The following is a 23,775-nucleotide window of genomic DNA, read 5'->3' as shown; positions in this document are numbered from 1 at the left end:
TTTCAGAATTCCTGGCGGGGTTTCCCTCACCGTTGAGCAAATGATAGGTGAGCAGGGGGCGTAAACGGATCGTCCAAAGGGCGTAACGGGCTTGGAAAGTTGCCGAAAAATGTGACACTGCTCCCATTTCCTGAGCGCTGCTGTCAGTTATCCAGGAGCCCGAGTTCCCGCGCCCGGGCCAGCGCTTCGGTTCGCCGGCCCACGCCCAGTTTGCCGTAAAGGTTGCGGATATGGGCCTTGACGGTGGCCGGAGCCACACTCATCCGGGAAGCAATCTCCTTGTTAGCATGGCCCTGGTGAATCAGTGCAAGCACTTCCAGCTCACGCTGGCTGAGGGGCTCTGGAAGGGTTTCCGGTGTTTTGGCTGAGCGTTCCGGCGACGTGACGGTTTCAGTCGCCCGGGTTGCTGTGGCCGCGCCCGCCATCTCTTCCTGCTTCAGGAGCATGGTCCGCACGCCGCTGTTCCAGCTACCCGGTGCGTTCAGCGCGGGCAAAGACAGCAGGAGTGAACGGAGGTGCGGGCTTTCTTCTGCCAGCAACCGCATAAACCCGGCTTCGGCGGCCCGGCCGATTGCCCGGGTGAGCATTTGTCGGGACTCTTCGGTGCGGCGCTGAAGTGCCAGGGCCTCGCCATAAACCAGCAGGATCTCTACCAGATGACGGTTGTGGGCGTTACGCTCGGCTGGCTGAAGGAGGGCGCTGAGAATTTCCTGGGCCCGTTCAGGCTGATCCAGGGCCAGCATTACCCGCGCCTCACTGATCCTGTTCTGTTCAAGGTTCAGGGGGTTGGTGAACTCGGCATCCGCCCTTGAATCGAGACAGCCCCGGGCTTTGTCCGGGAGACCGGCGGCCAGGTAGCACCGTGCCAGCAGGGCGGAACTGGCCGGGGGCTCGAAAAGAATCTGTTCGCGGCGTTTCCGGGCGGTCTGGGCGGCGTCCTCCAGCGCCTCGATGGCCTCCTGGAGTTTGCCCTCGCTGAAGGCAAGGTGGCCGCGGACGTACTGTATGACCACGTGCTGCCCGGCTTCAGTGCCCCGTTCCACGTGTTCAAGCAAGGGTTGAAGGTGGCTGGCCGCAAGCTGGGGATGGCCCCGCTCCCGGTGAATTTCGCACAAGGTGCTGTTCTGCCAGCAGGAAATCAGCCTGGGCTGGCTGGGGTCCGCATAGTGCCGGTCCACCCACTGACGGATATCGGTGCAGGTATCCAGCGCCAGGTCGATATCGCCACGGTTGTACTGAATCCATGCCAGTAGTCCGCCGCTGGAGAGAACTGTGCTCGGCTTTTGTTCCACCTGGCCGTAGCGGACGGCGGACTGCAGGGCGTCTTCGGCGTCGGTGAGCTCGCCCTTGCCATAGTAGTCCAGGCCCAGACCGTAATAGGTCACCGATTTCAGGGGGATGCGGGTATGGTCGATGTCTTTCAGGACCTGCCGTGTGAGATCGGTGGCGCTTTTGTCATCGCTGCGGCTGCGGGCCAGGTATGAGCGCATCAGTGAGATCTCGCTCTGGAGCCCGAGCGCGCCTTCGGCATCAGGGTGGGAGTCTGCCACATGCCGGTCCAGGAGATCTTCCAGGGAGCTCAGCAAGGGCGCCAGTGTGTCCACACGGTTGGCGAAGAACAGCCCCCAGATCCGCAGCATCTGAAGTTGTGGATTGTCGGTGACCAGATCCTGGGGGAGGGCGTCGAGCCAGTTCAGAACCGGTAAATGATATCCGCCATGAATCAGGTTGTTGCCATGCTCAGCCAGTACCCGGGCCAGCCTGTGCCAGTCTGCGTGACGAACGATCTGGGCAATGCCTTCCTGAACATGGCCGTGGGCCAGCAACCAGTCTACGGCTCTCTGCCACAATTGCTCTGCCTTCTCGGGTTGGCTATGACGAAAACGAAAGAGCAGGGCATCCCGGAACAGATCGTGATAACGAAACCACTCGTTCCGGGTGTCGAGGGGGATCAGGAACAGGTTCTGGCTGAGCAACTTCTCCAGGATTTCCTGGCTGTCCCCGGAGCCGCGGATGGAATCACATAATGAGGCGCACAGACGCGGGCAGCAGGCGGTTTCCAGCAGAAAATCCGCCAGTTCCGCAGGCTGCTGGTCCAGTACCTCGCTCAATACATAGTCACTGATATGACGCTCGTCCAGATCAATCTGACGGGTTCCTGCTGAGCTTCCTTTGCCGGACAACGCCGACAGCTGCATGGCGGCAACCCAGCCTTCAGTCTTTCGGCAAATGGCCTGGACGTCTTCCTCGGAAATGTCCAGGCCCATGGTGCCCTGAAAAAATTGCCGGCATTCCTCTTCTGAAAACGCCAGGAGTCCGGGATGTATGTCCTGAGCCCAGCGGCTTACCCGCCACCGTGCCAGAGGCAGCGGCGGTTCGGTCCGGGAAGCAAGGGTTACGGCGACGCCCGGTGGCAGGTAATCGACAAAATAAGCGAATTGGCGGTGTATGGCAGGTTCTCGGATAAAATGAAAATCGTCCAGTACCAGGGTCCAGGGGCTGGCATCCCGTGCCAGGGTGTTGATTAGCCCGGTAATCGCTTCGGTGAAGGCCTCGTCGGTGCCGTGGGCCAGTTGCTTGCGCAGCTCACCGGCACCGGTCAGGCCGGCATACTCGAAGGCGCCGGTAACATACTGCCAGAAGCGCCTCGGCTCATCATCGTGCTCGTCCAGGGAAAGCCATGCGGCCGGCGATGAAGAGCGCGAGCACCATTGAGCCACCAGGGTGGTTTTCCCGAACCCTGCCGGTGCAATCACCAGATTCAGACGCTTCGGGCCATCAGGCTCAAGGAGCGCACTCAACCGCTCGCGTTTTACCGCGCGGGGCTCTGAGGTGGGCCTGAGGAATTTAGTGGTCAGCAGCATGATTTCCCTGAAAGGTGGCGCCTATCGGTTAGGGATTGTGTCCTTTGTCACGACCAAGTCAAGGGCCATGGAAACACTCGATCACGGTTAGTCACTCTTAACCTCTCTGAATTACTCTTGTTCACTGCCGGGGTTTTATCAGGGGCTGCGGAAATGCAATTTTGGTCTAAACTGTGTGAAAAGAGTTCTCTATATTAAAAAAGAATGAAAAACGGTGTTTTTATGCGTATTCTTCTTTAGGGTCCTTCGATCACCAGGGAGCAACAGACTCAATGAAACTTCAACAGTTGCGTTATATCTGGGAAGTTGCGCATCATGACCTGAATGTGTCCGCAACCGCTCAAAGCCTCTTCACCTCCCAGCCGGGCATCTCCAAGCAGATCCGTCTGCTGGAGGATGAGCTGGGCCTGGAAGTTTTCGCCCGCAGCGGTAAACACCTGACCCGGATTACCCCGGGTGGCGAGATTATCATCCGGGAGGCGGGAGAGATCCTCCGGCGGGTGGAGGGCATCAAGAAAATTGCCCAGGAATTCAGTAACCAGCGCAAGGGTGACCTGAGTATTGCCACCACTCACACGCAGGCCCGTTACGCGCTTCCGCCGGTGATCAGTGGTTTCATTGCGGAGTATCCGGAGGTTTCCCTGCACATGCATCAGGGAACGCCCATGCAGATCTCGGAAATGGCCGCGAACGGCGCCGTTGACTTTGCGATTGCGACAGAGGGCATGGAGTTGTTTAACGACCTGATCATGATGCCCTGCTACCGGTGGAATCGCAGTGTCATCGTGCCCAGGGATCACCCGCTTGCGACCTTGCCGGAACTGACGCTGGCCGAGCTGGCGGAATACCCGTTGGTTACCTACGTATTCGGCTTTACCGGCCGTTCAAAACTTGACGAAGCGTTCCAGTCCCAGGGGCTGACGCCCAGGGTGGTGTTCACCGCGGCGGATGCGGACGTTATCAAGACGTATGTGCGGCTCGGGCTCGGTGTTGGGATCATCGCCAGTATGGCATTCGACCCGAAAACCGATACCGATCTGGTCGCCCTGGACGCCCGGAAACTCTTCCGCCCCAGCGTAACGAGAATCGGGTTCCGCAAGGGCACTTTCCTGCGGGGCTACATGTACGACTTCATCCAGCGCTTTGCACCCCATCTCGCCAAGGAGAAGGTAGACGAAGCGGTCGCTCATCAGGGAAGCCGGTCAGAAATTGAGGCGTTGTTCAGGGAGATCGAACTACCCACTTATTAGCCGGTGAAGCGCGGGTGGCTCGCCGCCCGGTCAGTCCCGGGCGATCAGGTTGTCGGCATGAAGGCCGCACTCTTTCCGGGTGGCCTCTTCCCACCACCAGCGACCTTCGCGCTCATGCTGCCCGGGCAGGACAGGGCGGGTGCACGGCTGGCAGCCAATGCTGATGAACCCTTTTTCATGCAGCTCGTTATAGGGCGCCTCGGACATCCGGATGTAGTCCCAGACCTCTTTTGACGTCCAGTTCGCCAGCGGATTGAACTTCACCAGGGTTTTCTCATCGGTTGAGAACGCGGTATCTTCCTGAACAACCGGCACGTCGTTGCGGGTACCCGGGCTCTGGTCCTTGCGCTGGCCGGTTATCCAGGCATCGACCGTGGCCAGCTTGCGACGCAGCGGATTTACCTTGCGGATACCACAACATTCCCCGTGGCCATCCTGGTAAAAGCTGAACAGGCCCTTCTTGTTGACCATGTCCTGAACTTCCTCCGCGTCCGGAAACAGAACCTCGATCTCTATGCCATAGTGTTTACGAACGCGCTCCACAAACTCGTAGGTTTCCGGATGCAGGCGCCCGGTATCCAGGGTGAATACCCGCAGATTGCCGGTAAGCTTGTGCGCCATCTCAATCAGTACCACATCTTCCGCACCGCTGAAGGAAATCGCGATGTTGTCGTATTGTTTCAGGGCGGCCTTGAGAATCGAACGGGGGCTCTGGCCTTCGAGCTCCTCCCGCAAAGTTTGAATATCGGTCATATGCCGGAATCACCTAATCTACATGTGTGAAAAGGCTACCATTAAACGCCTCATAGCCTGAAGGAATGACCATCTATATGGTTATTCCGCCGTTCATCAGGGCTTGGCTTGCACTTGTACGATGCATTCCCGCCCGGTTTTTCTTATCATACGCTCCGTATCCCGGCCGGTGGATTTACCGCTGCTGCCTCGACCAATCAATCAGGAGACCGTTGTGGAACTCGCATGCCTTGACCTTGAAGGAGTATTGATCCCGGAAATCTGGATCGCGTTCGCCGAAAAAACCGGCATTGATGAGCTCAAGGCCACCACCCGCGACATTCCGGATTACGATGTCCTGATGAAGCAGCGCCTGAAACTGCTGGACCAGCACGGCTATGGCTTGCCGCAGATCCAGGAAGTGATCGGTGAGCTGGACCCGCTGCCCGGTGCCCGGGAATTTCTGGACTGGCTGCGTGAGCGTTTTCAGGTGGTGATTCTGTCGGACACCTTCTACGAATTCGCCATGCCGCTGATGAAGAAGCTGGGCTACCCGGCATTGCTTTGCCACAAACTCGAAGTGGCGGGTAACGGGCAGATTACAAACTACCTGTTACGCCAGCGCGATCCCAAGCGCCAGTCTGTCAGGGCCTTCCAACTGCTGAATTACCGCGTCATCGCCGCCGGCGACTCCTACAACGACACCACCATGCTGGGCCAGGCCGAGGCCGGCATCCTGTTCCACGCGCCCCGGAACGTCATTGATGAGTTTCCGCAGTTCCCGGCGGTGCACAACTTTGACGACCTGAAGCAGGAATTCCTCAAGGCCAGCACTATTCGCAACGCATGATCAGAATTCGGGGTCAGATGAACATGGGGTCAGATGAAAATGGGGTCAGATGAAATTTTCATCTGACCCCATTTTCATCTGACCCCATGTTCACTACTTGATCACCAACTCTTCTAGGAACCGCATCAAAGGCCCGACTTTTGCCAGGGTTTCCTGATACTCGGCCTCCGGATCGGAATCCGCCACGATACCGCCACCGCCCCAGCAACGGATGGTGCCCTGGCCGTCGCACAGCATGGTGCGTATGGCGATGTTGCTGTCCAGGGTGCCATCCAGTCCCCGGTAGAAGATCGAGCCACAGTAGGGGCCGCGCCAGTGGGGTTCCAGCTCCCGGATGATTTCCATGGCCCGGATTTTGGGTGCGCCGGTGATGGACCCCCCCGGGAAGGCATCGAACAGGGCCTTCATGGGGGTTACGCCTTCGGCCAGTTCTGCCCGGATGTGGCTGACCAGATGGTGGACGTTCCGGTAGGACTCCAGGGCAAACAGCTTGCCGACTTTCACGCTGCCGGTTCTGGCGTTCAGGCTGAGATCATTGCGCAGCAGATCGACGATCATCAGGTTTTCAGCCATATCCTTTTCCGAGGTCTGAAGTTCGGCGGCAAGAGAGGCATCCTCATGGGTTGTCTTCCCGCGGGGGCGGGTGCCTTTGATGGGGCTTGTCGTTACCGTGCGACCCTTGATTTCAAGGAACCGTTCCGGTGAGATGGACAGCACGGAGTGCGCTCCGGCACGGACGAAAGCGCTATAGGGCGTGGGGTTGGCTTTTGCCAGTGCCTGAAAGGCGCACCAGGGGTCACCAGTGAACTTTCCGACAAACTCCTGCGACAGGTTGGCCTGATAGCAGTCGCCGGCATGGATGTAATCCCGGATGGCCTGGACGCTTGCCTTGAAAACTTCGGGCGCCTGCCTGGATTTGAAGGGTTCCGTGACTTTCCAGGAGCACGGCTGGCTTTCAGTATGAAACGAAAGCGAAAGCCATGCGTTGATCTGAGTGACCAGGCTATCGGGACACTCCGGATGTATCCAGAGGCAATAGTCCCCGGTTTGCCGGTTATGGCTGGCCAGCCACAGGTAAAGCCCTGCGGCGAGCAACGGCACGGGTGGCGTGGGGCAGATGGGCGCAAGTCGCGGCTCCCGGACATAACCCAGTTCGTAACTCAGAAAGCCAATCCACCCACCGGCGAGGCAGTCAAGGTCAACCGAATAGCCCGCATAGTTGCCCGCTTCCGTTTCCATTTCTTCGGCCAACCGTGCAATCCCGTCACTGTCTGTGTCGCCCGGATACAGAACCCGGTTTTGGACAGCGCCGTACGAAAATCCACTCCAGGTCCCACGCCCCGGGCCTTCACCCACGGTGCCGACATGGACAAAATCACTCTTCCCCGAAGCCTGTTGAAGCAGGATGATGTATTCATCCCGGGAAAGCTGGCGGGTCGTGGCCGGGCTCAAAGTACCTCCGAAGAATTTTGAAAAATGATAAACAGGACACAAAACGGGCGTTGTCGAAATCGCCGGGCCACTGATCTAATGAAAATGGAATAGAAGGGTGGTGGCTGACTTTTCGGTATCTTACCGCACTAACGCCTGCTCTTACCTGGCAAACAATGGACGATAAGGACAACAATGATCATGGGGCATGTGACATCGCTTTTTCTATCCACTCTGCTGATCCTGGCAGCCGTTTCACCCGCTGTTCTGGCGCAAGGTGACGTTGATAAAGGCATACCGGACCGCAACGCTCTTGCCGACGGCCGCCTAACCCAGGATGAAATCAGCAAATACGCCGAACTGGCTGCCAAGCATATCCAGGCTTTGACGGCCGTTGCCCGTGAAGAGGTGGGGGGCGAGCTTAAGCAGAGTGGCGTGGTCATCCCCGCCGCATGGATGATGATGAACGATGGCGAGGTTAAACGGGTCCGGCTGGGTGAGAGTGGGGAGAAAGCTGCCGCAACGATGAAGGTGCTTATGTTCAGGGCGGCTTTAAAGTCCCTGGCCCGGCACGGAAAGATTCTCGCAACCGTAATCGTCTATGCGGGCACCGTGGAAGAGGGTGAGGATACCCGGGTTCTGGCTATCGAGCATGAGCATCGTCTGGGGCTCTCGGGTCTGCAGGTTGTGCCGTATCGTTTTGATCAGGGCGATCTGAGTTTTGGCCAGCCCAGCACCCAGAAAAAGCCCTACGAGCTTTTCTATGATGGCCGAGACGCCGGGAATGAAGATCAGGGCCCGGGCAAAACGTGACGCAAATCCGTTTTGTAACGGTTTGTTTCAGTGTGCTTGAGAAATGTGAGTGCAATCACGGATTCGGACTGTAAAACAATCTTAAATGGATTTGTGGGATCGAAGATCCTGCTTCAAAAAATACAGACTCACACAAGAATAACGATGAGTTTATAAGGAGATAAAGATGAAAGGCCTGAAGAAAATTGCACTTGCTACAGCCGTAGCCGCCGCTCCGTTCGCCGCACAGGCGGAACTGACGGCACTGAATGACACCATGATGGGTAACGTCACCGGCCAGGCCGGTGTGACCATCGAGCTGGAAACCCAGGTAAGCATTGGCCAGTTCAGGTACACCGATACTGACAGCGGTGCTGCCGGCGAGATCGGTGGCGGTTCCTTCACCGTTAACGACATCGAGCTCGGCGGTGCTGGGCTGGTCACCGGTGCGAACCCTATCTTTGATACCAACGGTGATGGAACTCCTGACCTCGCAGCGAGCCAGCTTCTGGATGATTTGGCCATCAACATCGACCTGGCTTCCGACGGTGATGCCGTTATTTCGGTTAAGACAATCAGTGGTCTGCCGATTGACTGGGGCTTCACTGCCTCCTCGATGAACCTCGAGGGCACTGCCGGTGAGAGCACTACCCTGATCTCCGGAATGAGCGCCTGGGGTATGGTGGGCAAATTGGATATCCGGGTTGATACTGAAGATGCCGCAACGACTCTCGGCGGAACCGGTGACGGTTCCCTGAACATCGACACCGCCTTTACCGTGAACAACATGGAATTTGACGTTCCTTTCCTGGCGGTGGGTGTGCGTGGCCTGTCCGTGACCGGTGCTGGCGCCAACTTCGATTACAATGGCGACGGTGTGGTTGATCTCTCGGATGTGGATCTTGATGGCAGTGGCGTTGCCGGAGACACCAAAGAAGAGAAACTCAACATGGGCTTTGCAAACGTCAACATGGACGTATACAAAGGAAACGGTCTGGGCGCATCGGGTAAGACCGACGTGCTGCGGATTGATGTCAACGACGTAATCATGGACGTGAACGTCGCGAGCGTTCTTGTCGGTGGAACCAGCATTGGTTCTTTCACTATCGACAACCTGAATGTTCAGAACACCAGGATGGCCATCTACGGTCACTAATCTGACCTGAGACCAACGTTGGTGAAATGACGCCCCGCTCCGCGGGGCGTTTTTATTGGTTTTCTAAAAACGTCAGGTCAACAAAAAAGCAGCCAGTCAATGATGGCTGCTGTTTTGTTTCAGGACCAGCGGAACCGGGCGTTACTGATCCGGTACCGCAATGGAAAGATCAAACCCGCCACCCGGCCTTGGCGTCAGCGTAATGGGCCCTTCGTTGATTGCCTGGGGGACCCGGATCTGGTCAATGCCCGGCGGATTGCCGATGCTGAAATTCAGATTCTGGCCATCAAACCCGATCCCCAGTTGATCATTTAGAAAGGTCTGGGTAAAGGGTTCCTCCGGGATCTGGGCCTGTTGCCCGAAAATCAGAGGCGGCAGAGTCGGGGTAAACTCGGCCGGTGGCTGGGCCCTTGCCAGTTCTTCCTGTGGAAGCAGCAGGGCGCGGCGCAGGAATTCTTCCTCGGCACTTTCCAGTGCATCGGTTTTGTCTTCATCCATGTAACGCTGCAAGGCTTGCCGATAGGCCTCTTCCTCGGATTCGCTGAGAACCGGCTCGCCGGGGGAGATCGTGAGGGAGCGGATGATGCGCTGGCGGTCCGCCTCGGATTTCTGACGCGCCTTCGGCACCACAATAACCGCGGAATCCTTGACGTAGGTTTCCACCATCTCATCGGATGTCATGGCCTGAACCCCACCAAAGGAGGGTGAAGACACGATCAGCCCGCTTATGGCGGTGGCGAGCAATTGTCGGCGTTTCATGATGTTGCCTCTTGTTGTGTAAAAAACACTCTCCCTGAAGGGATTATTCGGTTTGTCGGACAAGAATTCAAGCTGCAAAATCCGGGATTGTGATCAGAATCGGTGATTTTTCGGTACTGTTATCAATAACGGCAAAATCATGGTCAGATACCATGAATGTTTCCGGCAATGAGTGGCCGCGGTGACACTATGAAAAACCTGTTCAGAAACCGCTGGCACCGCTGGGTCAACCGAAGGATTCCGCGGTCTGATCTTCAGTTCTTCAGTCATAAAAACATCTTTATCCTGCCCACCGGCGCTGGCGTCGTGTTTGGCCTCTTGTTGGTCATCATGCTGTTAACCGGCATCAATTATCAGAACAGCCTGGTTTATCTGAGCACGTTCCTTCTGGGTGCTGTGTTTGTTGGTGCCATGCACCAGACCCATCGGAACCTCTCTGGTCTTGAAGTGACTCTGGTGCAGCCAGGGGAAGGCTTTGCCGGCGATGACATTCCCTTCCGGTTCCGGCTCAGGGCGGGCCGGGACGATGCCATTGCCATCCTGCTTTCCTGTGCGGAATCGGGCCATGCCCCGGTGCATGTCCACTCCGGGCAGGTGCTGGACGTCAGCCTGCTGGTGCATTCCGCGCACCGGGGATACCTTCGCCCGGACAGGATCCGTATAGAAACCCGGTTTCCGTTTGGCTTGCTGAAGGCCTGGTCCTGGATCCGGCCGGTGTCCGCCGGTGTTGTCTTCCCCAGGCCGGTGCCCGCGCCGGAGGCGTTCAGTACGGTTGAGGGTGGCGAGGCGTCGGCGCAGTTGCGATCCGTTGATGGTAACGATCATGCTGATATCCGGCCCTGGCGGGAGGGGGATCTGAGCCAGCGGGTTTTGTGGAAGCGGTTTGCACGAACCGGGCAGCTGGTTGTGGTAGACTGGGAGGGCGAGCAGGGAAGTCCGCACTGGCTGGATTTCAATGCCTATCCGGGGGCAGATCATGAGTTGCGGCTAAGCTATCTGGCCTTTCTGGTCAATGAGCGTGGCAAAAGCGGGGCCCGGTTTGGCCTGAATCTTCCGGGCCAGGTTATTGAGCCGGATTCCGGGCCCGCGCATGTGGCCCGGTGCCTCAGGGTGCTTGCAACCTGGGGTGAAGAACGGCCCAGGGACGCAATGTCCGAACCTCATGGCACCCGGAAACGCTCTTCACGGACATTGTCGCGGGTTATCACGGAGGGGCGGGTTTGAGCCTTCTGGATCGTCTGAGGGGAAACGGCGCGGGCGAAGCGCACAGTGCACTGGCAACCAGCCTGCCATCGAGAGCCCTGCTGTGGCTGATTGGCAGTTTTGCGCTGTTGTTGACACCCCAGTGGGACCGACTTCCCCTGTGGCTCATCGCGGCCTGCGCGGTACTGGCCAGTTGGCGATGGCTGGCCCAGTATGGCCGGGTCAGATTACCGGGCCGCTGGCTCAGAACCGGAATCATGCTGGTGCTGACTGGCGTCTATGTGGCTACCGTACAAGGGCGCTTTACGGTAGACACGGCTGCATCCTTCTTTGTGCTTGCCGTAGGCCTGAAATGGCTGGAAAGCCGGTCAGTGCGGGATTTCTATGTGCTGTTTTTTATTCTCGTTTACCTTGCCACGGTCAACTTCCTGTTTCATCAGGAGATTCTCTGGACTCTGGCGAACTTCACCGGTATTGCGTTGCTTTTCGTGGGATTGCAGGTTCTCAATGCACCGGAGCTGCCAGGAGGAATGACATCCGGATGGCGGAGGCTGGGCGCCTTGTTCCTGAAGACTTTGCCTGTTGTGGTTCTGCTGTTCGTGTTCTTCCCCCGGATGTCACCGTTGTGGAGCGTCCCCCTGGTTTCGGGTGAAGCCCGGACCGGCATCAGCGACACCATGCGGCCAGGCGATATTTCCAGTCTGGCACAAAGCGGTGAGCGGGCATTCCGGGTGACCTTCGGCGGTGAGATTCCGCCGTATCGTGATCGCTACTGGCGTGGTCTTACCCTGGATTACCTGGACGGCGAAACCTGGAGGCAGGGGCAAACCGAAGACTTCCGTGCGCTTGGCCGGGTTGCCGTCGATGGCGGCGTTGGCCCGCTCAAACCTGAAGAATACGACGTATTGCTGGAACCCACCGACCAGCGCTGGGCCTTTGCCCTTGAAAATTCCCGGGCAGTGTCCGACAACGTGGTTGAGGAATCGGCCGACCTGTTCCGCTTCCGTCGGCCGGCTGACAGCCCGGTCCGTTACCGGTTGGCCCTGGAAGATACCGCCGGCCCAGGTGAGCAGATCGAAAGGGCTGAGCTTCGTCGGTATCTTCAACTGCCCGGGGAAGGCAACCCAAGGGCCCGTGAGCTGGCCGGGGAGCTCCGCCGAAACATGAGCGACGAGCAGATCATCCGTTCACTGATGGCACGGTTTCGGGAGCAGGCCTATTTTTACACTTTAAGGCCGCCTGCCATGCCGGACAACGGCATTGATACCCTGCTGTTCGATGAAAAGCGGGGCTTCTGTGCCCATTACGCGGGCGCGACGACCTTCGTGTTGCGGGCCGCGGGCATACCGGCCCGCGTGGTGATTGGCTATCAGGGCGGTGAGCCCGGTGCCGGGGGGGATTACCTGATCGTACGCCAATACGATGCCCATGCCTGGGTTGAAGCCTATCTGGGTGGCCGGGGCTGGGTAAGGGTCGACCCCACCGCGGCAATTGCACCTGAGCGGATCGAATCCGGCCTCAGAGAAGCGGTTGCCCAAGAAGGGTCGTTCCTCGAAAACGATTGGGCCTCGCCCCAGCGGTATGCAAACGTTGCCTTGGTTCAGTGGGCGAGCCTGCAACTGGACCGCATCAACTATCAGTGGCAACGTTGGGTTGTTGGTTATCAGGGCCAGAGCCAGATGGACTTGATGTCCCGGTTGCCGGGCGGCTTTGGTATGCGCGAGCTGGGGTACCTGACGGCAGGCATTGTCGGGGCCGGATTACTGGTCGCGGGGCTGATATCGGCGTTGCAGATGCGCCGCGGGGAAAAGCGGAGCGCCTTCCGGCGGGTTGTGGATACCTGGCACCGGTTGTGCGCGGGCGCCGGCGTGCCGGTCCGCCATGGCGAGACGCCGTCTGTGCTGGCCAAGAGACTGGCAGAGGCGGAACCTGCGGCGGCGGATTCCGCCAGGCTTTTTGCCCGGATGGTCAACAGCCATTACTATAGCGCAGGCACAGAGGATGAGGGGGACGGGCAGTTGGCACGAATGCACCGGCTACTCGCCACCATGAAGCGACAATTACGCAGATCCAACTCCCGGACAGGAAGGCGCCGTGACTGATATTGCCCAAGACATGCCCTGGCTCAAGCGTGCCTGGCGAACGGTACAGAGCCAGGTGGCCGGGGACAGGCTCCCCCACGCCCTGATTCTCGCCGGGGAGCGGGGTGTCGGCAAGCGCGCCTGGGCGGAGGCCGTGGCCGGGTTGCTGCTTTGTGACACGCCGCTGAACAGGGATTCTGGCCAGCCGATTGCCTGTGGTCACTGCAAGCAGTGCGAGCTTTTCGCGGCTTCCAGTCACCCGGATGTCCGTGTCTATGGTCCGGAGAAATCCCGTATGGTCAAGGTGGATCAGATCAGGGCGCTCTCGTCCTTTGCAGTCGCGTCGCCCCAGGTGGGGCATCACAAGGTGGCCATCATTGATCGCGCGGATCAACTGAACATCAACGCGGCGAATGCGTTACTCAAAACGCTGGAAGAGCCGTTACCCGATGTCACCCTGATCCTTTTGCAGGAGAGCGGCCGCCCGGTCATTCCCACCATTCGCTCCCGCTGCCAGACACTGCCCCTCCCGGTGCCCGGTAACGAGGATGCGAACCATTGGCTGACCAACCGGGTCCGGGAACTTTCCGAAGACGCGAGACCATCTGCCGATTTGCTGGCCAGGGCCCTTATGCTGTCTGGCAACGCGCCCAGACTGGCTTTTGACTATGCAACCGGGGATTTCATTGGCCTGCGGGATTCGGCCCTGGAGCGGTTCAGGGAATTCATGAAGTCACGAATTCCGGTAGGGGAGGCCGCCAGGGCGTTCAAGGCCCTGGGCCTGGAAAATACGCTCTGGTTGTTTGAAACCTGGGCGGCGGATCTGGCCCGGCTTATCGCCGGGGGCACACCACAGGACCCCGATGCGGCCGATATGCTCCGATTCCTGGCAAAAACGAATTCGCCCTGGCGAGCCCACGAATTGCTGGATATGGTAAAGGAATCGAGAGCGGCCGGTGTTTACAATGCCAGCCCGGAACTCGAAGCCAGCCGGCTGCTGATAGCCTGGCAAAAGCTGATGCCGGTCAGGCGTCCGGCCCGGCAGCACTAGGGTTGCGCCTTCCGGCCCAACAACTGCTATGATTCCGGAATGAAAGGGGTTTTTGTATCCCGCCAAATGTTACAAACGATCTTGCAGAAAAGGTGTCAGTTATGGGGCCCGGATTCGGTGCGCGCAGTGGTATTCTCACCCTGACGATAAAGGACAAGGCTGTATTGTATGCGGCCTACATGCCATACATTCGCCAGGGCGGTCTGTTTATCCCGACCCAGAAACAGTACCAGTTGGGGGATGAGGTGTTCCTGCTCCTGAACCTGATGGACGAGCCTGAGAAAATTCCCGTGGCCGGCAAGGTTGTCTGGATTACGCCGAAGGGTGCCCAGGGCAACCGCGCTGCGGGAATCGGGGTTCAGTTCAACGGTGATGATGAAACCGCACGCACCAAGATCGAATCCTATCTGGCAGGCTCGCTGAGTTCTGATCGGCCAACACACACCCTGTGAAGGCGAAGCCTGCATGAACGATATTGTGATACCTCCGGGGGCTCTCGACACACTGTCGGGAGACGACGTGACCGGAAGCCAGGACAAACTGGACAAAGACAAGTTGGGTAAAAAGGGTGCGCGGGACTTCCGTGAATCCGAGTGGAAACTCCGGCATATAGCGCTTGCCGGGCTTAGCTGGCAAGCGGGTGAGGGTGTTCACGAAAACACCCCGGTACTGATGCTGCATGGTTGGCTCGATAACAGTCTTACCTTTGTAAAGCTGGCTCCGGAACTGACAGGCCTTGGTCCTGTCTACGCACTGGATATGGCCGGCCACGGTCATTCCGGTCACCGGCCGGAGGGGCAGGACTACCTTTTGATGGATTACGTGGCGGACCTCGCTGAACTTGTGGAGCGTTATTTTCAGGAAACCTCCGACGGGCGAATCAATCTGGTTGGCCATTCCCTGGGGGGCATTGTCGGCGCCCTCTACGCCGCAGCCTTTCCTGAACGGGTACGCAACCTGGTGATGATTGACAGCCTTGGTGCGATCAGTCGGCCGGTCAGCGAAACCGTTCCCCAGATGAGAAAGGCCATCAAGAAGCGTATTGCGGGATCTGGCCGGCAAGTGGTGTACCCGGATATCGAAACCGCAGCGAAAGCGAGGGAGGGTGGGTTGAGCCCGCTGAGTCCGGAAGCCGCATTGACGCTCATTCCCAGGAACATGAAGCCGGAGGAAAACGGGCTCGTGTGGCGGACCGACCCGCGTCTTCGGCACCCGTCACCGCTGATGATGACGGAAGAGCAGGTGATGGCGTCCCTGAGTGCCCTGGAAAGCCGGGTGCTCTTTGTCAGAGCCGATCAGGGGCTGCTGTCGTACAGAAAGGATCTGGATGAACGCACCAGCGTCATTCCGAATCTTCAGGTATCGAACGTGCCGGGTGGACACCACTGCCATCTTGATGGGGAAACCGGTTACGTGGCAGATGCCGTCAGACAATTTCTGGAAAATGAGTAATCGCTTGCTGAAACTACTGTTCACCCGTTTTCTTGCAGCCACTTTTGGTGCGCTGGCCCTGCCAGGTCTTGTTATGGCTGCGACCGGAGATAGTCCGGAAGCCTTCCCGCAGTCAACCCTGGAGACCACGGTTAACATCGAATCCTCCGGCCACCTGGTTCTTTTCAGTGCGGTGCGGGAAGTGAATAATGAGATCCGCTCTGACAGCCTGGCAAGGCTTCCCGTAAGCGGGGAGGGGCGTCTGTACCAGATTGCCCGCGACTCAAACCGGGAACAGGCCAGGGCCCATTATTTGCGGCTACTGGGCAAGAGAAATGCCCAGATTCTGTTTGAGTGCTCCGGCGTACGTTGCGGCAGGAGCAATGTCTGGGCAAACCAGATATTCAATCAGGCGGTTCTGTACGGAGGGGATGCTACCCAGGACTACCTGGTAGCGGGCACTGTCTCTGAGGATGGAACCCGGTGGCTGACACTGGTTTACACCGTTACCCGGGGCAATTTGCGGGAATACGCCTGGGTTGAGCATCTGCGCGTGGCGCCCGGCGCTTCCATTCCCGGGTTCGGGAATCTGGCCAGGCGGGTTGAAGGGCCGGTTATCGTCCCGTGGCAAGGGGGAGTAACCTACCGTTTTAACTGGCAGGCAGGAGATCGGCAGCGTGTAACCGATCTGGCCCGGGTTGAGGGTACGATCATTGCGCTGGTGGGCTATTCTGCATTGGAGGCCGATGAATCTTTCAATGATGCGATGGAGCGCGCACGCAAGGCTGCGGAATCGCTTTCGGAGGTTCTCTCAAAGACCGGTGTTCCCCGTGACCAACAGGAAATCATCGTGGCGGGTCCTGCCGTGGTATTCAGCGAGCCGGACCGACAGGGTAACCGGGTAGAAGTGGTAATGATCTCGAGGTAAGCACAATGGGCAACTCAAAGGACGATGATCGGCGCCGGAAAGGCCCGCCCTCGGAGGACGTGCCCCGGGACAATGTCTCCAGGGTTTTACACAGTTCAGATGTGCCGGCTACCGATGTGCGGGCAAATCCGGAGGCGGTGGGGCGCAGGCACAAGCCCCGGACAACGGTTGCCCTCACTCTGGGTAGCGGCGGGGCGAGAGGCTACGCTCACATCGGCGCCATCGAAATACTGGCAGAGCGTGGTTACGAGATTGTTGCCATCTCCGGTTGCTCCATGGGGGCATTGATTGGCGGTATGTATGCAGCGGGAAAGATGCAGGACTACAAGGACTGGGTAACCGGGCTCGGTCAGTTCGATGTACTTAAACTGCTTGATGTGACCTTTAATTCTGTCGGAGCCATCCGGGGCGAAAAAATCTTTTCGGTTGTGCGGGAAATGTTGGGGGAAACCCGAATCGAGAATCTGCCCGTCGCCTATACCGCCGTGGCAACGGATTTGCTCGCCCATAAGGAAATCTGGTTCCAGGAGGGCCCGTTGGATCAGGCGATTCGCGCGTCGGTCGCCATTCCCAGCGTGGTGACCCCGCTTGTGCTTAACGGCAGGGTTCTGGTGGACGGAGCCCTGCTCAATCCGTTGCCGATTATCCCGACAATTTCCTCCCAGGCCGATATGATTGTCGCGGTCAACCTGAGCGGCGAAGATGACCGCAGGCGGCGTATCCCCGATGCCGCTTTCGCAGCGGCGGGCGAGAGTACCGACACGGACGAGTGGATGGACACCATTCGCGAGAAAGCCTCCCGCTGGTTCGACTGGGATGCCCTGAAATCCCTGGCTGCGCGCAAACCGGACAACGGGGATAGCCCGGAAGACAGGATTTCCAGGGACGTGCAGAAAAAAGAGCACCAGAAACAGGTCGAAAAAAAGGCGGCTGACAGGAAAGCCCATGAAGACCATGAAACCATTGACTGGGACAAGCTGGGAATTGGCAAGTTCGACGTGATGAACCTCACCATAGAGACCATGCAGAGTGCGTTGGTGCAGTACAAGATTGCCGGCTATCCGCCGGACCTGCTGGTAAACGTCCCGAAAAATGCCTGCCGGAGCTACGATTACCACAAGGCTCCGGAACTGATTCAGCTTGGCAGGGAGCGTATGGCAGCGGCTCTGGATCGGTTTGAGAGCAGTCGCAGCAGTTCCGGCCTGCTGGCCATCTGAGGGGATTCTCCGGGGCTGTATTCGCAAGGCTGCAGTCAGGTGGATAAACAGCGTATAATCCGGCGCTGACACGCTCTCGCACAGGATTTACGTTTGTGACCAGCCCTATCGATGATCTCCACAGCGTTCGCGATTACCTTCGCTACGCCTCCTCACAGTTTGCTGCCTCGCCCCTGTATTTCGGCCATGGCACCGACAATGTCTGGGATGAGGCGGTTCATCTGGTTATGCGCAGCCTGCATCTGCCGTTGGAAAACAACACCCTGTTCCTGGATGCCCGGCTTACCCGGCAAGAGCGGGAGTTGATTCTGGAGCGGATTCGGCGGCGTGTGGATGAGCGCGTCCCCCTGGCTTACCTTTTGGGCGAAGCCTGGTTCATGGGCATGCCGTTTCACGTTGATAAGCGGGTGCTGGTGCCCCGTTCACCGATTGCTGAGCTGATTGAGAGCGGCTTTCAGCCCTGGCTGGGTGGCAAGCCGGTTGAGCGCATTCTTGATCTTTGCACCGGCAGCGGTTGTATTGGTATTGCTGCGGCGTCCGTTTTCACCGAGGCGGAGGTGGATCTTTCCGATATTTGTGCCGATGCCCTGAAGGTGGCTGAATCGAACATCGAGCTTCACGGAGTCCGGGACAGGGTTCGCACCGTACAATCGGATGTCTTTGCAAACATCGGCGGGCGTTATGATGTCATTGTGAGCAATCCGCCCTATGTGGACGCCGGAGACCTCGCCAGCATGCCGGAGGAATACCGCCATGAGCCGGAGCTGGGTCTGGCCGCCGGGCAGGACGGGCTGGATATTGCCCACCGGATTATCGCCGGCGCCGCGGATCATCTTACGCCGGGCGGCCTTCTGGTTGTCGAGGTTGGCAACAGTTGGGTGGCCCTGGACGATGCCTGCCCGGATCTGCCGTTTACCTGGCTGGATTTCGAGAACGGCGGTGATGGGGTGTTTGTAATTAACGAGCAGGACCTGCGCCAATGGCAGGCTTTACGTTAACCCTGCTTCTTATGAAGCCTTAATAAGATATTGATTTATGTCAGGAAATTCTTTCGGAAAACTGTTTACCGTCACGTCATTCGGCGAGAGCCATGGTGTCGCTCTGGGTTGCATTATTGACGGCTGTCCTCCGGGGCTTGAGCTCTCCGAAGCCGACATGCAGCGCGATCTGGATCGCCGCAAGCCGGGCACATCCCGCCACACGACCCAGCGCCGGGAAGCGGACGAGGTAAAAATTCTCTCCGGGGTTTTCGAGGGCAAAACCACCGGCACGCCAATCGGGCTGTTAATTGAAAATACCGATCAACGTTCGAAGGATTACTCGAAGATATCCGGGCAGTTCCGTCCCGCCCATGCCGATTACACCTATATGCACAAGTACGGTGTGCGGGACTACCGGGGCGGTGGCCGCTCCTCAGCCCGGGAAACCGCGATGCGGGTGGCCGCCGGTGCGGTGGCGCGCAAGTATCTCGAGCAGCGACTGGGTATCCGTATTCGCGGTTACCTGTCTCAGCTGGGGCCGATCAGGGCCGAGAAACTGGACTGGGATCAGGTGCACCAGAACCCGTTTTTCTGCCCGGATCCGGACAAGGTCGCCGAGATGGAGGCCTACATGGACGCCCTCCGCAAGGAAGGCGATTCCATCGGCGCCCGGATTAACGTGGTCGCCGAGGGCGTGCCTCCCGGCCTGGGTGAGCCGGTCTTTGATCGCCTGGATGCGGATCTGGCCCATGCCCTGATGAGTATCAATGCGGTGAAGGGTGTGGAGATTGGTGCCGGCTTTGATTGCGTCGCGCAGAAGGGCACCTCGCATCGGGATGAGATGACCCCTGAGGGGTTCCTTTCCAACAACGCCGGTGGTGTGCTGGGTGGTATTTCTTCCGGTCAGCCGATTGTGGCGAGTATTGCCCTGAAGCCCACATCGAGTCTGCGTTTGCCAGGCCGGAGCATTGATGTGCACGGCAATCCGGTTGAGGTGATTACGACCGGGCGGCACGATCCCTGTGTCGGGATTCGGGCGACGCCGATTGCCGAGGCGATGATGGCCATTGTTCTGATGGATCATTATTTGCGGCATCGGGGGCAGAATGGGGATGTTTCGGTCGCTACGCCCGTTATTGGCCAGCTCTAGGATCTAACTGATGGTGTAGCGAATCCGGGGGTGTGGGCCGTTCAAAACACGCCCGTAAATACGTCCCTGTAGGGCTTGGTCGCGCCATCCATGGCGCTCCACATTTTTGAACGGCCCACACCCTCGGCTCCGGCCTGGCTTTTCGATAGTCTGGAAGAGGTTTTGCCATTTACTTTCGACTTTCCAATCTATATTTCTGGTTTTTTGCCCTTTTAGGCGGACTCCTGCCTTATTGGTCCCTCTACCTGGAGGGCCAGGGGTTTTCCTACCTTCAGATTGCCACCTTGATGGCGACGATTCAGCTGACCAAGATTGTTGCACCCAGTGTCTGGGGCTGGCTCGGGGACAGGACTGGCCAGCGGGTGCGGCTGGTTCGGTTCGGGGCGATTACCGGTTCGTTGTTTTTTGCCGGGGTGTTCCTGGAGCCAGGGTTCTACGGGCTGCTCCTGGTGATGCTGGCGTTCACCTTTTTCTGGAACGCGATTCTGCCCCTGTATGAGGTGATCACGCTTCGCACCCTGGGCAAGAACCGGGAGAAGTACGGCAAGGTCCGCCTCTGGGGCTCGGTCGGGTTTATCGGGGCGGTGGCGCTGGTGGGTGGTTTGCTGGAGCTGGTTCCGATCCGGAACCTGCCCGGGTTGTTGTTGCCGGTGTTCGCCGGGATTGCGGTGTCTGCGTTTCTGGTGCCGTCCGAGCAGGGGGAGCGGAAACCGCCGGCACCGAAGGGCAGTCTGAAAGCGATTGTCAGCCACCCGGCGGTGGTGACGTTTTTCCTGATGAATTTTCTGCTCCAGGTGTCCCATGGTGCCTATTACACCTTCTTCAGCATTCACCTGGCGCAATATGGTTACAGCAAGCTCTCGATCGGGCTGCTGTGGTCCCTGGGCGTTTTTGCGGAAATTGCTCTGTTTCTGGTTATGCACCGGCTGACCCGGAACTTTGCCTTTCGGCAGATTGCTATCGGCGCACTCACACTGACAATGATTCGCTGGATCCTGATAGCCGAGATGACGGATGTCCTGGCGATTCTTCTGTTTGCGCAGTTGCTGCATGCGGCGTCTTACGGGGCGCTTCACGCCATTTCGGTTCAGTACATCCAGGGTTTCTTCGGGCAGCACCATCACGGCCAGGGGCAGGCGCTATACAGTGGGCTGACGTTTGGTGCCGGGGGCGCGCTGGGCGCCTGGTTGTCCGGATTCCTGGCGGATGGTTTCAGTACCTCAGCGGCGTTCTGGGGCGGTGCGGCGGCCATGGCCATTGCAGTCGTGATTAGCTGGCGTGGCCTTCGGCCGCCGCCGGTTCAAGGCGAAGTCTGAAAGTCAGGCATCTTCCTCTTTCTGAATAATCGCCAGAAGGGCCTTCGAAGCATTGCCCAGCTGCCGGCCGGTGAGGCCGATTCCACCCAGGACCCGGGAGACCGGGCGGCCTACCTCCAGCACGCGGAGACTGTCATCGACCATCCGCGAGGGCAGAACACTCCAGCCAAGGCCGACACTGGTCATCATTTTCAGCGTTTCCAGGTAATTGGTTGGCATCTGCGGGTTCAGGTGGAGGTTGGCTTCGAGGAACAAGCGGCTGACCACCCGATAAGTCGCCGTTGTTGTGTCCGGCAGCAGCGCAGGGTGATCTGCGAGGTCTGAAAGCGCCGGTTGACTCAGTGAAGCGAGCGGATGCTCAGCTCCTGTCACAAATACCATCGGGTCCGGCCACTGCGCGAATACCGTAAAGCTGGGCGCCATGCTGTCGCTCAGGGTGACAAATGCCAGTTCCGCATTTCGTTTGCTCATCTGTTCATAAGCCGCATCGGATTCCATGAATTGCAGGTTAATGGATACCTGAGGGTATTCCCGTTTGAACCGCCGCAGCCAGTTAGGCAGGTGGTGAAGACCGATGTGGTGGCTGGCAATGATCTGAAGCTCGCCTTCCACCTGTCCCGAATCCGGGGAAAGGGCAATCCGGGCATTGTGGATTTCGTCCAGGATCCGGCGGGCATGGGGGAGTAGACGGCTGCCGGCATCGGTCAGGCGGATCTGGCGGTGGCTGCGGTCAATGAGAGTGGTGCCGAGCTGGTTTTCCAGGGCCGCGAGGCGTTTGGAGATCGCCGGCTGTGTCAGGTGCAGGGTTTCGGCTGCCTCTGAGAATGAGCCCTGATCTACGATTGTCAGGAAAGCCTTCAGTGCGTTTGAGTCCATGCCTCTTAATCCAGATTTTCGGCTATTGGTGGAAGGCATATGGAGGGGAGAGTCTCCCAAAACACGCCCCCCTGTAGGGATGGCCCGAAACGAGCCCACAGGGATGTGCTTGTAGGCGTGTTTTGAAAGTGCTGGCCCAACCCGGGACCTTCACCCAAATTCTAAAGAATAACCAATTGGAATGCGATGGATGAAAAACATGAATTGAGGTTATCTATGAGTAAACGGTAACATAGAGCAATCGAACGTGATAACCAGAAACCCCCAGAGAGTGAGAGAGAACCATGGCGGGCAAGACCTTATACGACAAATTGTGGGACGATCATCTCGTCAAGCAGCGGGACGACGGCTCCGCGCTGATTTATATTGATCGTCAGTTACTGCACGAAGTTACCTCGCCTCAAGCCTTTGAAGGGCTGCGTCTGGCCGGGCGGAAGCCGTGGCGGATTGATGCCAATATTGCGACTCCGGACCACAACGTGCCCACCACCGACCGTGCCCGGGGCGTGGAGGGCATTGTGGATCCCGTATCCCGGATACAGGTGGAAACCCTTGACAAGAACTGCGATGAGTTTGGAATCCTTGAGTTCAAGATCAAGGACCAGCGCCAGGGCATTGTCCACGTGATTGGACCAGAGCAGGGTGCGACTTTACCGGGCATGAGTATTGTCTGTGGCGATTCCCACACCTCCACCCATGGTGCCTTTGGCTGTCTGGCCCATGGTATCGGCACCAGTGAAGTTGAACATGTGCTGGCTACCCAGTGCCTGGTTCAGCAGAAAATGAAGAATATGCTGGTGAAGGTAAATGGCAAGCTTGGGCCGGGCGTGACCGGCAAGGATGTTGTTCTGGCCATCATCGGCAAGATCGGCACCGCTGGTGGTACCGGCCATGCCATCGAGTTTGGTGGCGAGGTTATCCGTGGTTTGAGCATGGAAGGCCGGATGACCATTTGCAACATGTCGATTGAGGCGGGTGCCCGGGTTGGCATGGTGGCTGTTGACGACACCACCATTGATTACGTGCGTGGCCGTCCGTTTGCGCCGAAGGACGAGCAATGGGACGCGGCGGTTGACTACTGGCGCACCCTGCACAGCGATGATGACGCGGTGTTCGATAAGGTCGTTGAGCTGGAAGGCTCGGAAATCCAGCCCCAGGTGAGCTGGGGTACCTCTCCGGAGATGGTTGTCGGCGTTGAAGGCAGAGTGCCGGATCCCGAAAAAGAAGAAGACCCGATCAAGCGCGAAGGCATCGTGCGGGCCCTTAAATACATGGGTTTGAAGCCGAATATGCCGATCACGGATATCCAGCTGGACCGTGTGTTTATTGGCTCCTGCACCAACAGCCGGATCGAGGATCTGCGTGAGGCAGCGGCTGTGGTGAAAGGGCGGAAAGTGTCGCCGACGTTGAAGCAGGCGATGGTGGTACCGGGTTCCGGGCTGGTGAAAGTCCAGGCGGAGCAGGAAGGTCTGGACAGGATTTTCATTGAAGCCGGGCTGGAATGGCGTGACCCGGGTTGCTCCATGTGCCTGGCAATGAACGCTGACAAGCTGGGCCAGGGCGAGCACTGTGCCTCCACCTCAAACCGGAACTTTGAAGGTCGTCAGGGCTTTGGCGGACGAACTCACCTGGTGAGCCCGGCCATGGCGGCAGCCGCTGCGGTGACTGGCCATTTTGTTGATGTCCGTGAGTTGATGAACTGATCCGC

General features: G+C 58.4%; 20 protein-coding genes. 15 read left to right on the top strand and 5 right to left on the bottom strand.

The window, feature by feature from the left end:
* Nucleotides 1-143: 143 nt before the first annotated feature.
* Nucleotides 144-2,864, bottom strand: coding sequence for a LuxR C-terminal-related transcriptional regulator (locus tag QPL96_RS06005; protein ID WP_303286277.1), 2,721 nt, complete (start codon nt 2,862-2,864; stop codon nt 144-146).
* A gap of 272 nt (nt 2,865-3,136) precedes the next feature.
* Between QPL96_RS06005 and cysB the strand changes: the two genes are divergently transcribed.
* On the top strand, nt 3,137-4,114 hold the full coding sequence (gene cysB / locus QPL96_RS06000; protein WP_303286276.1) for an HTH-type transcriptional regulator CysB: 978 nt from the start codon (nt 3,137-3,139) through the stop codon (nt 4,112-4,114).
* 30 nt (nt 4,115-4,144) lie between these two features.
* Here the strand turns inward: cysB and QPL96_RS05995 are convergent, their stop codons facing one another.
* On the bottom strand, nt 4,145-4,867 hold the full coding sequence (locus QPL96_RS05995) for a phosphoadenylyl-sulfate reductase (protein ID WP_303286274.1): 723 nt from the start codon (nt 4,865-4,867) through the stop codon (nt 4,145-4,147).
* Nucleotides 4,868-5,081: 214 nt separating this feature from the next.
* On the opposite strand from QPL96_RS05995, the gene thrH reads away from it, so the two are divergent.
* The gene (gene thrH, locus QPL96_RS05990; protein WP_303286273.1) at nt 5,082-5,696 is read left to right on the top strand and encodes a bifunctional phosphoserine phosphatase/homoserine phosphotransferase ThrH; all 615 of its coding nucleotides are present in this window, start codon (nt 5,082-5,084) and stop codon (nt 5,694-5,696) included.
* Nucleotides 5,697-5,789: 93 nt separating this feature from the next.
* Here the strand turns inward: thrH and pabB are convergent, their stop codons facing one another.
* On the bottom strand, nt 5,790-7,148 hold the full coding sequence (pabB, locus tag QPL96_RS05985) for an aminodeoxychorismate synthase component I (RefSeq protein ID WP_303286272.1): 1,359 nt from the start codon (nt 7,146-7,148) through the stop codon (nt 5,790-5,792).
* Between the two features lie 174 nt (nt 7,149-7,322).
* Between pabB and QPL96_RS05980 the strand changes: the two genes are divergently transcribed.
* Nucleotides 7,323-7,940, top strand: coding sequence for a hypothetical protein (locus QPL96_RS05980; protein WP_303286270.1), 618 nt, complete (start codon nt 7,323-7,325; stop codon nt 7,938-7,940).
* A gap of 166 nt (nt 7,941-8,106) precedes the next feature.
* The gene (locus QPL96_RS05975; protein ID WP_303286269.1) at nt 8,107-9,075 is read left to right on the top strand and encodes a DUF6160 family protein; all 969 of its coding nucleotides are present in this window, start codon (nt 8,107-8,109) and stop codon (nt 9,073-9,075) included.
* A 141-nt stretch (nt 9,076-9,216) separates the two neighbouring features.
* Here QPL96_RS05975 and QPL96_RS05970 read toward each other — a convergent pair whose 3' ends face one another.
* Nucleotides 9,217-9,834, bottom strand: coding sequence for a hypothetical protein (locus QPL96_RS05970; RefSeq protein ID WP_303286268.1), 618 nt, complete (start codon nt 9,832-9,834; stop codon nt 9,217-9,219).
* Between the two features lie 189 nt (nt 9,835-10,023).
* Here QPL96_RS05970 and QPL96_RS05965 point away from each other — a divergent pair, with 189 nt between their 5' ends.
* The 10 genes from QPL96_RS05965 to QPL96_RS05920 all read left to right on the top strand — a co-directional run bounded on the left by QPL96_RS05965 (nt 10,024) and on the right by QPL96_RS05920 (nt 21,191).
* A complete protein-coding gene (locus tag QPL96_RS05965) occupies nt 10,024-11,058 on the top strand; it encodes a DUF58 domain-containing protein (RefSeq protein WP_303286266.1) in 1,035 nt (344 codons plus the stop codon).
* Between the two features lie 5 nt (nt 11,059-11,063).
* Nucleotides 11,064-13,139: a transglutaminaseTgpA domain-containing protein gene (locus tag QPL96_RS05960; protein WP_303286473.1), complete on the top strand. Its 2,076-nt coding sequence runs from the start codon at nt 11,064-11,066 to the stop codon at nt 13,137-13,139.
* Entirely contained in the window at nt 13,132-14,169 is a 1,038-nt protein-coding gene (holB, locus tag QPL96_RS05955; protein WP_303286265.1) for a DNA polymerase III subunit delta', read from the top strand. Before QPL96_RS05960 ends, holB begins: the two co-directional genes overlap by 8 nt.
* 101 nt (nt 14,170-14,270) lie before the next feature.
* On the top strand, nt 14,271-14,621 hold the full coding sequence (locus QPL96_RS05950; RefSeq protein WP_303286263.1) for a PilZ domain-containing protein: 351 nt from the start codon (nt 14,271-14,273) through the stop codon (nt 14,619-14,621).
* 13 nt (nt 14,622-14,634) lie between these two features.
* Nucleotides 14,635-15,621, top strand: a complete 987-nt coding sequence (locus QPL96_RS05945; protein WP_303286261.1) for an alpha/beta fold hydrolase — start codon at nt 14,635-14,637, stop codon at nt 15,619-15,621.
* 4 nt (nt 15,622-15,625) lie between these two features.
* A complete protein-coding gene (locus QPL96_RS05940) occupies nt 15,626-16,528 on the top strand; it encodes a DUF4892 domain-containing protein (RefSeq protein ID WP_303286260.1) in 903 nt (300 codons plus the stop codon).
* Between the two features lie 5 nt (nt 16,529-16,533).
* On the top strand, nt 16,534-17,745 hold the full coding sequence (locus QPL96_RS05935) for a patatin-like phospholipase family protein (RefSeq protein ID WP_303286258.1): 1,212 nt from the start codon (nt 16,534-16,536) through the stop codon (nt 17,743-17,745).
* Nucleotides 17,746-17,840: 95 nt separating this feature from the next.
* Nucleotides 17,841-18,743 (top strand): 50S ribosomal protein L3 N(5)-glutamine methyltransferase, encoded by a 903-nt coding sequence (gene prmB / locus QPL96_RS05930; RefSeq protein WP_303286255.1) that lies wholly within the window; start codon nt 17,841-17,843, stop codon nt 18,741-18,743.
* 37 nt (nt 18,744-18,780) lie between these two features.
* Nucleotides 18,781-19,875 carry a chorismate synthase gene (gene aroC, locus QPL96_RS05925; protein ID WP_303286254.1) on the top strand — a complete coding sequence of 365 codons (1,095 nt, stop codon included), beginning with the start codon at nt 18,781-18,783 and terminating at the stop codon, nt 19,873-19,875.
* A gap of 167 nt (nt 19,876-20,042) precedes the next feature.
* Complete coding sequence (locus QPL96_RS05920; RefSeq protein WP_303286471.1) at nt 20,043-21,191, top strand: MFS transporter; 1,149 nt, start codon at nt 20,043-20,045, stop codon at nt 21,189-21,191.
* A gap of 3 nt (nt 21,192-21,194) precedes the next feature.
* On the opposite strand, the gene QPL96_RS05915 is transcribed toward QPL96_RS05920, so the two are convergent.
* Complete coding sequence (locus tag QPL96_RS05915) at nt 21,195-22,067, bottom strand: LysR family transcriptional regulator (RefSeq protein ID WP_303286253.1); 873 nt, start codon at nt 22,065-22,067, stop codon at nt 21,195-21,197.
* A gap of 284 nt (nt 22,068-22,351) precedes the next feature.
* On the opposite strand from QPL96_RS05915, the gene leuC reads away from it, so the two are divergent.
* A complete protein-coding gene (gene leuC, locus QPL96_RS05910) occupies nt 22,352-23,770 on the top strand; it encodes a 3-isopropylmalate dehydratase large subunit (protein ID WP_303286251.1) in 1,419 nt (472 codons plus the stop codon).
* Nucleotides 23,771-23,775 lie beyond the last annotated feature (5 nt).

The sequence above is a fragment of the Marinobacter sp. SS8-8 genome, from assembly GCF_030540945.1.
Lineage (GTDB): Bacteria > Pseudomonadota > Gammaproteobacteria > Pseudomonadales > Oleiphilaceae > Marinobacter.
Note: the sequence above shows the minus strand (reverse complement) of the source record. Positions and strands in the feature narration are given on the sequence as shown.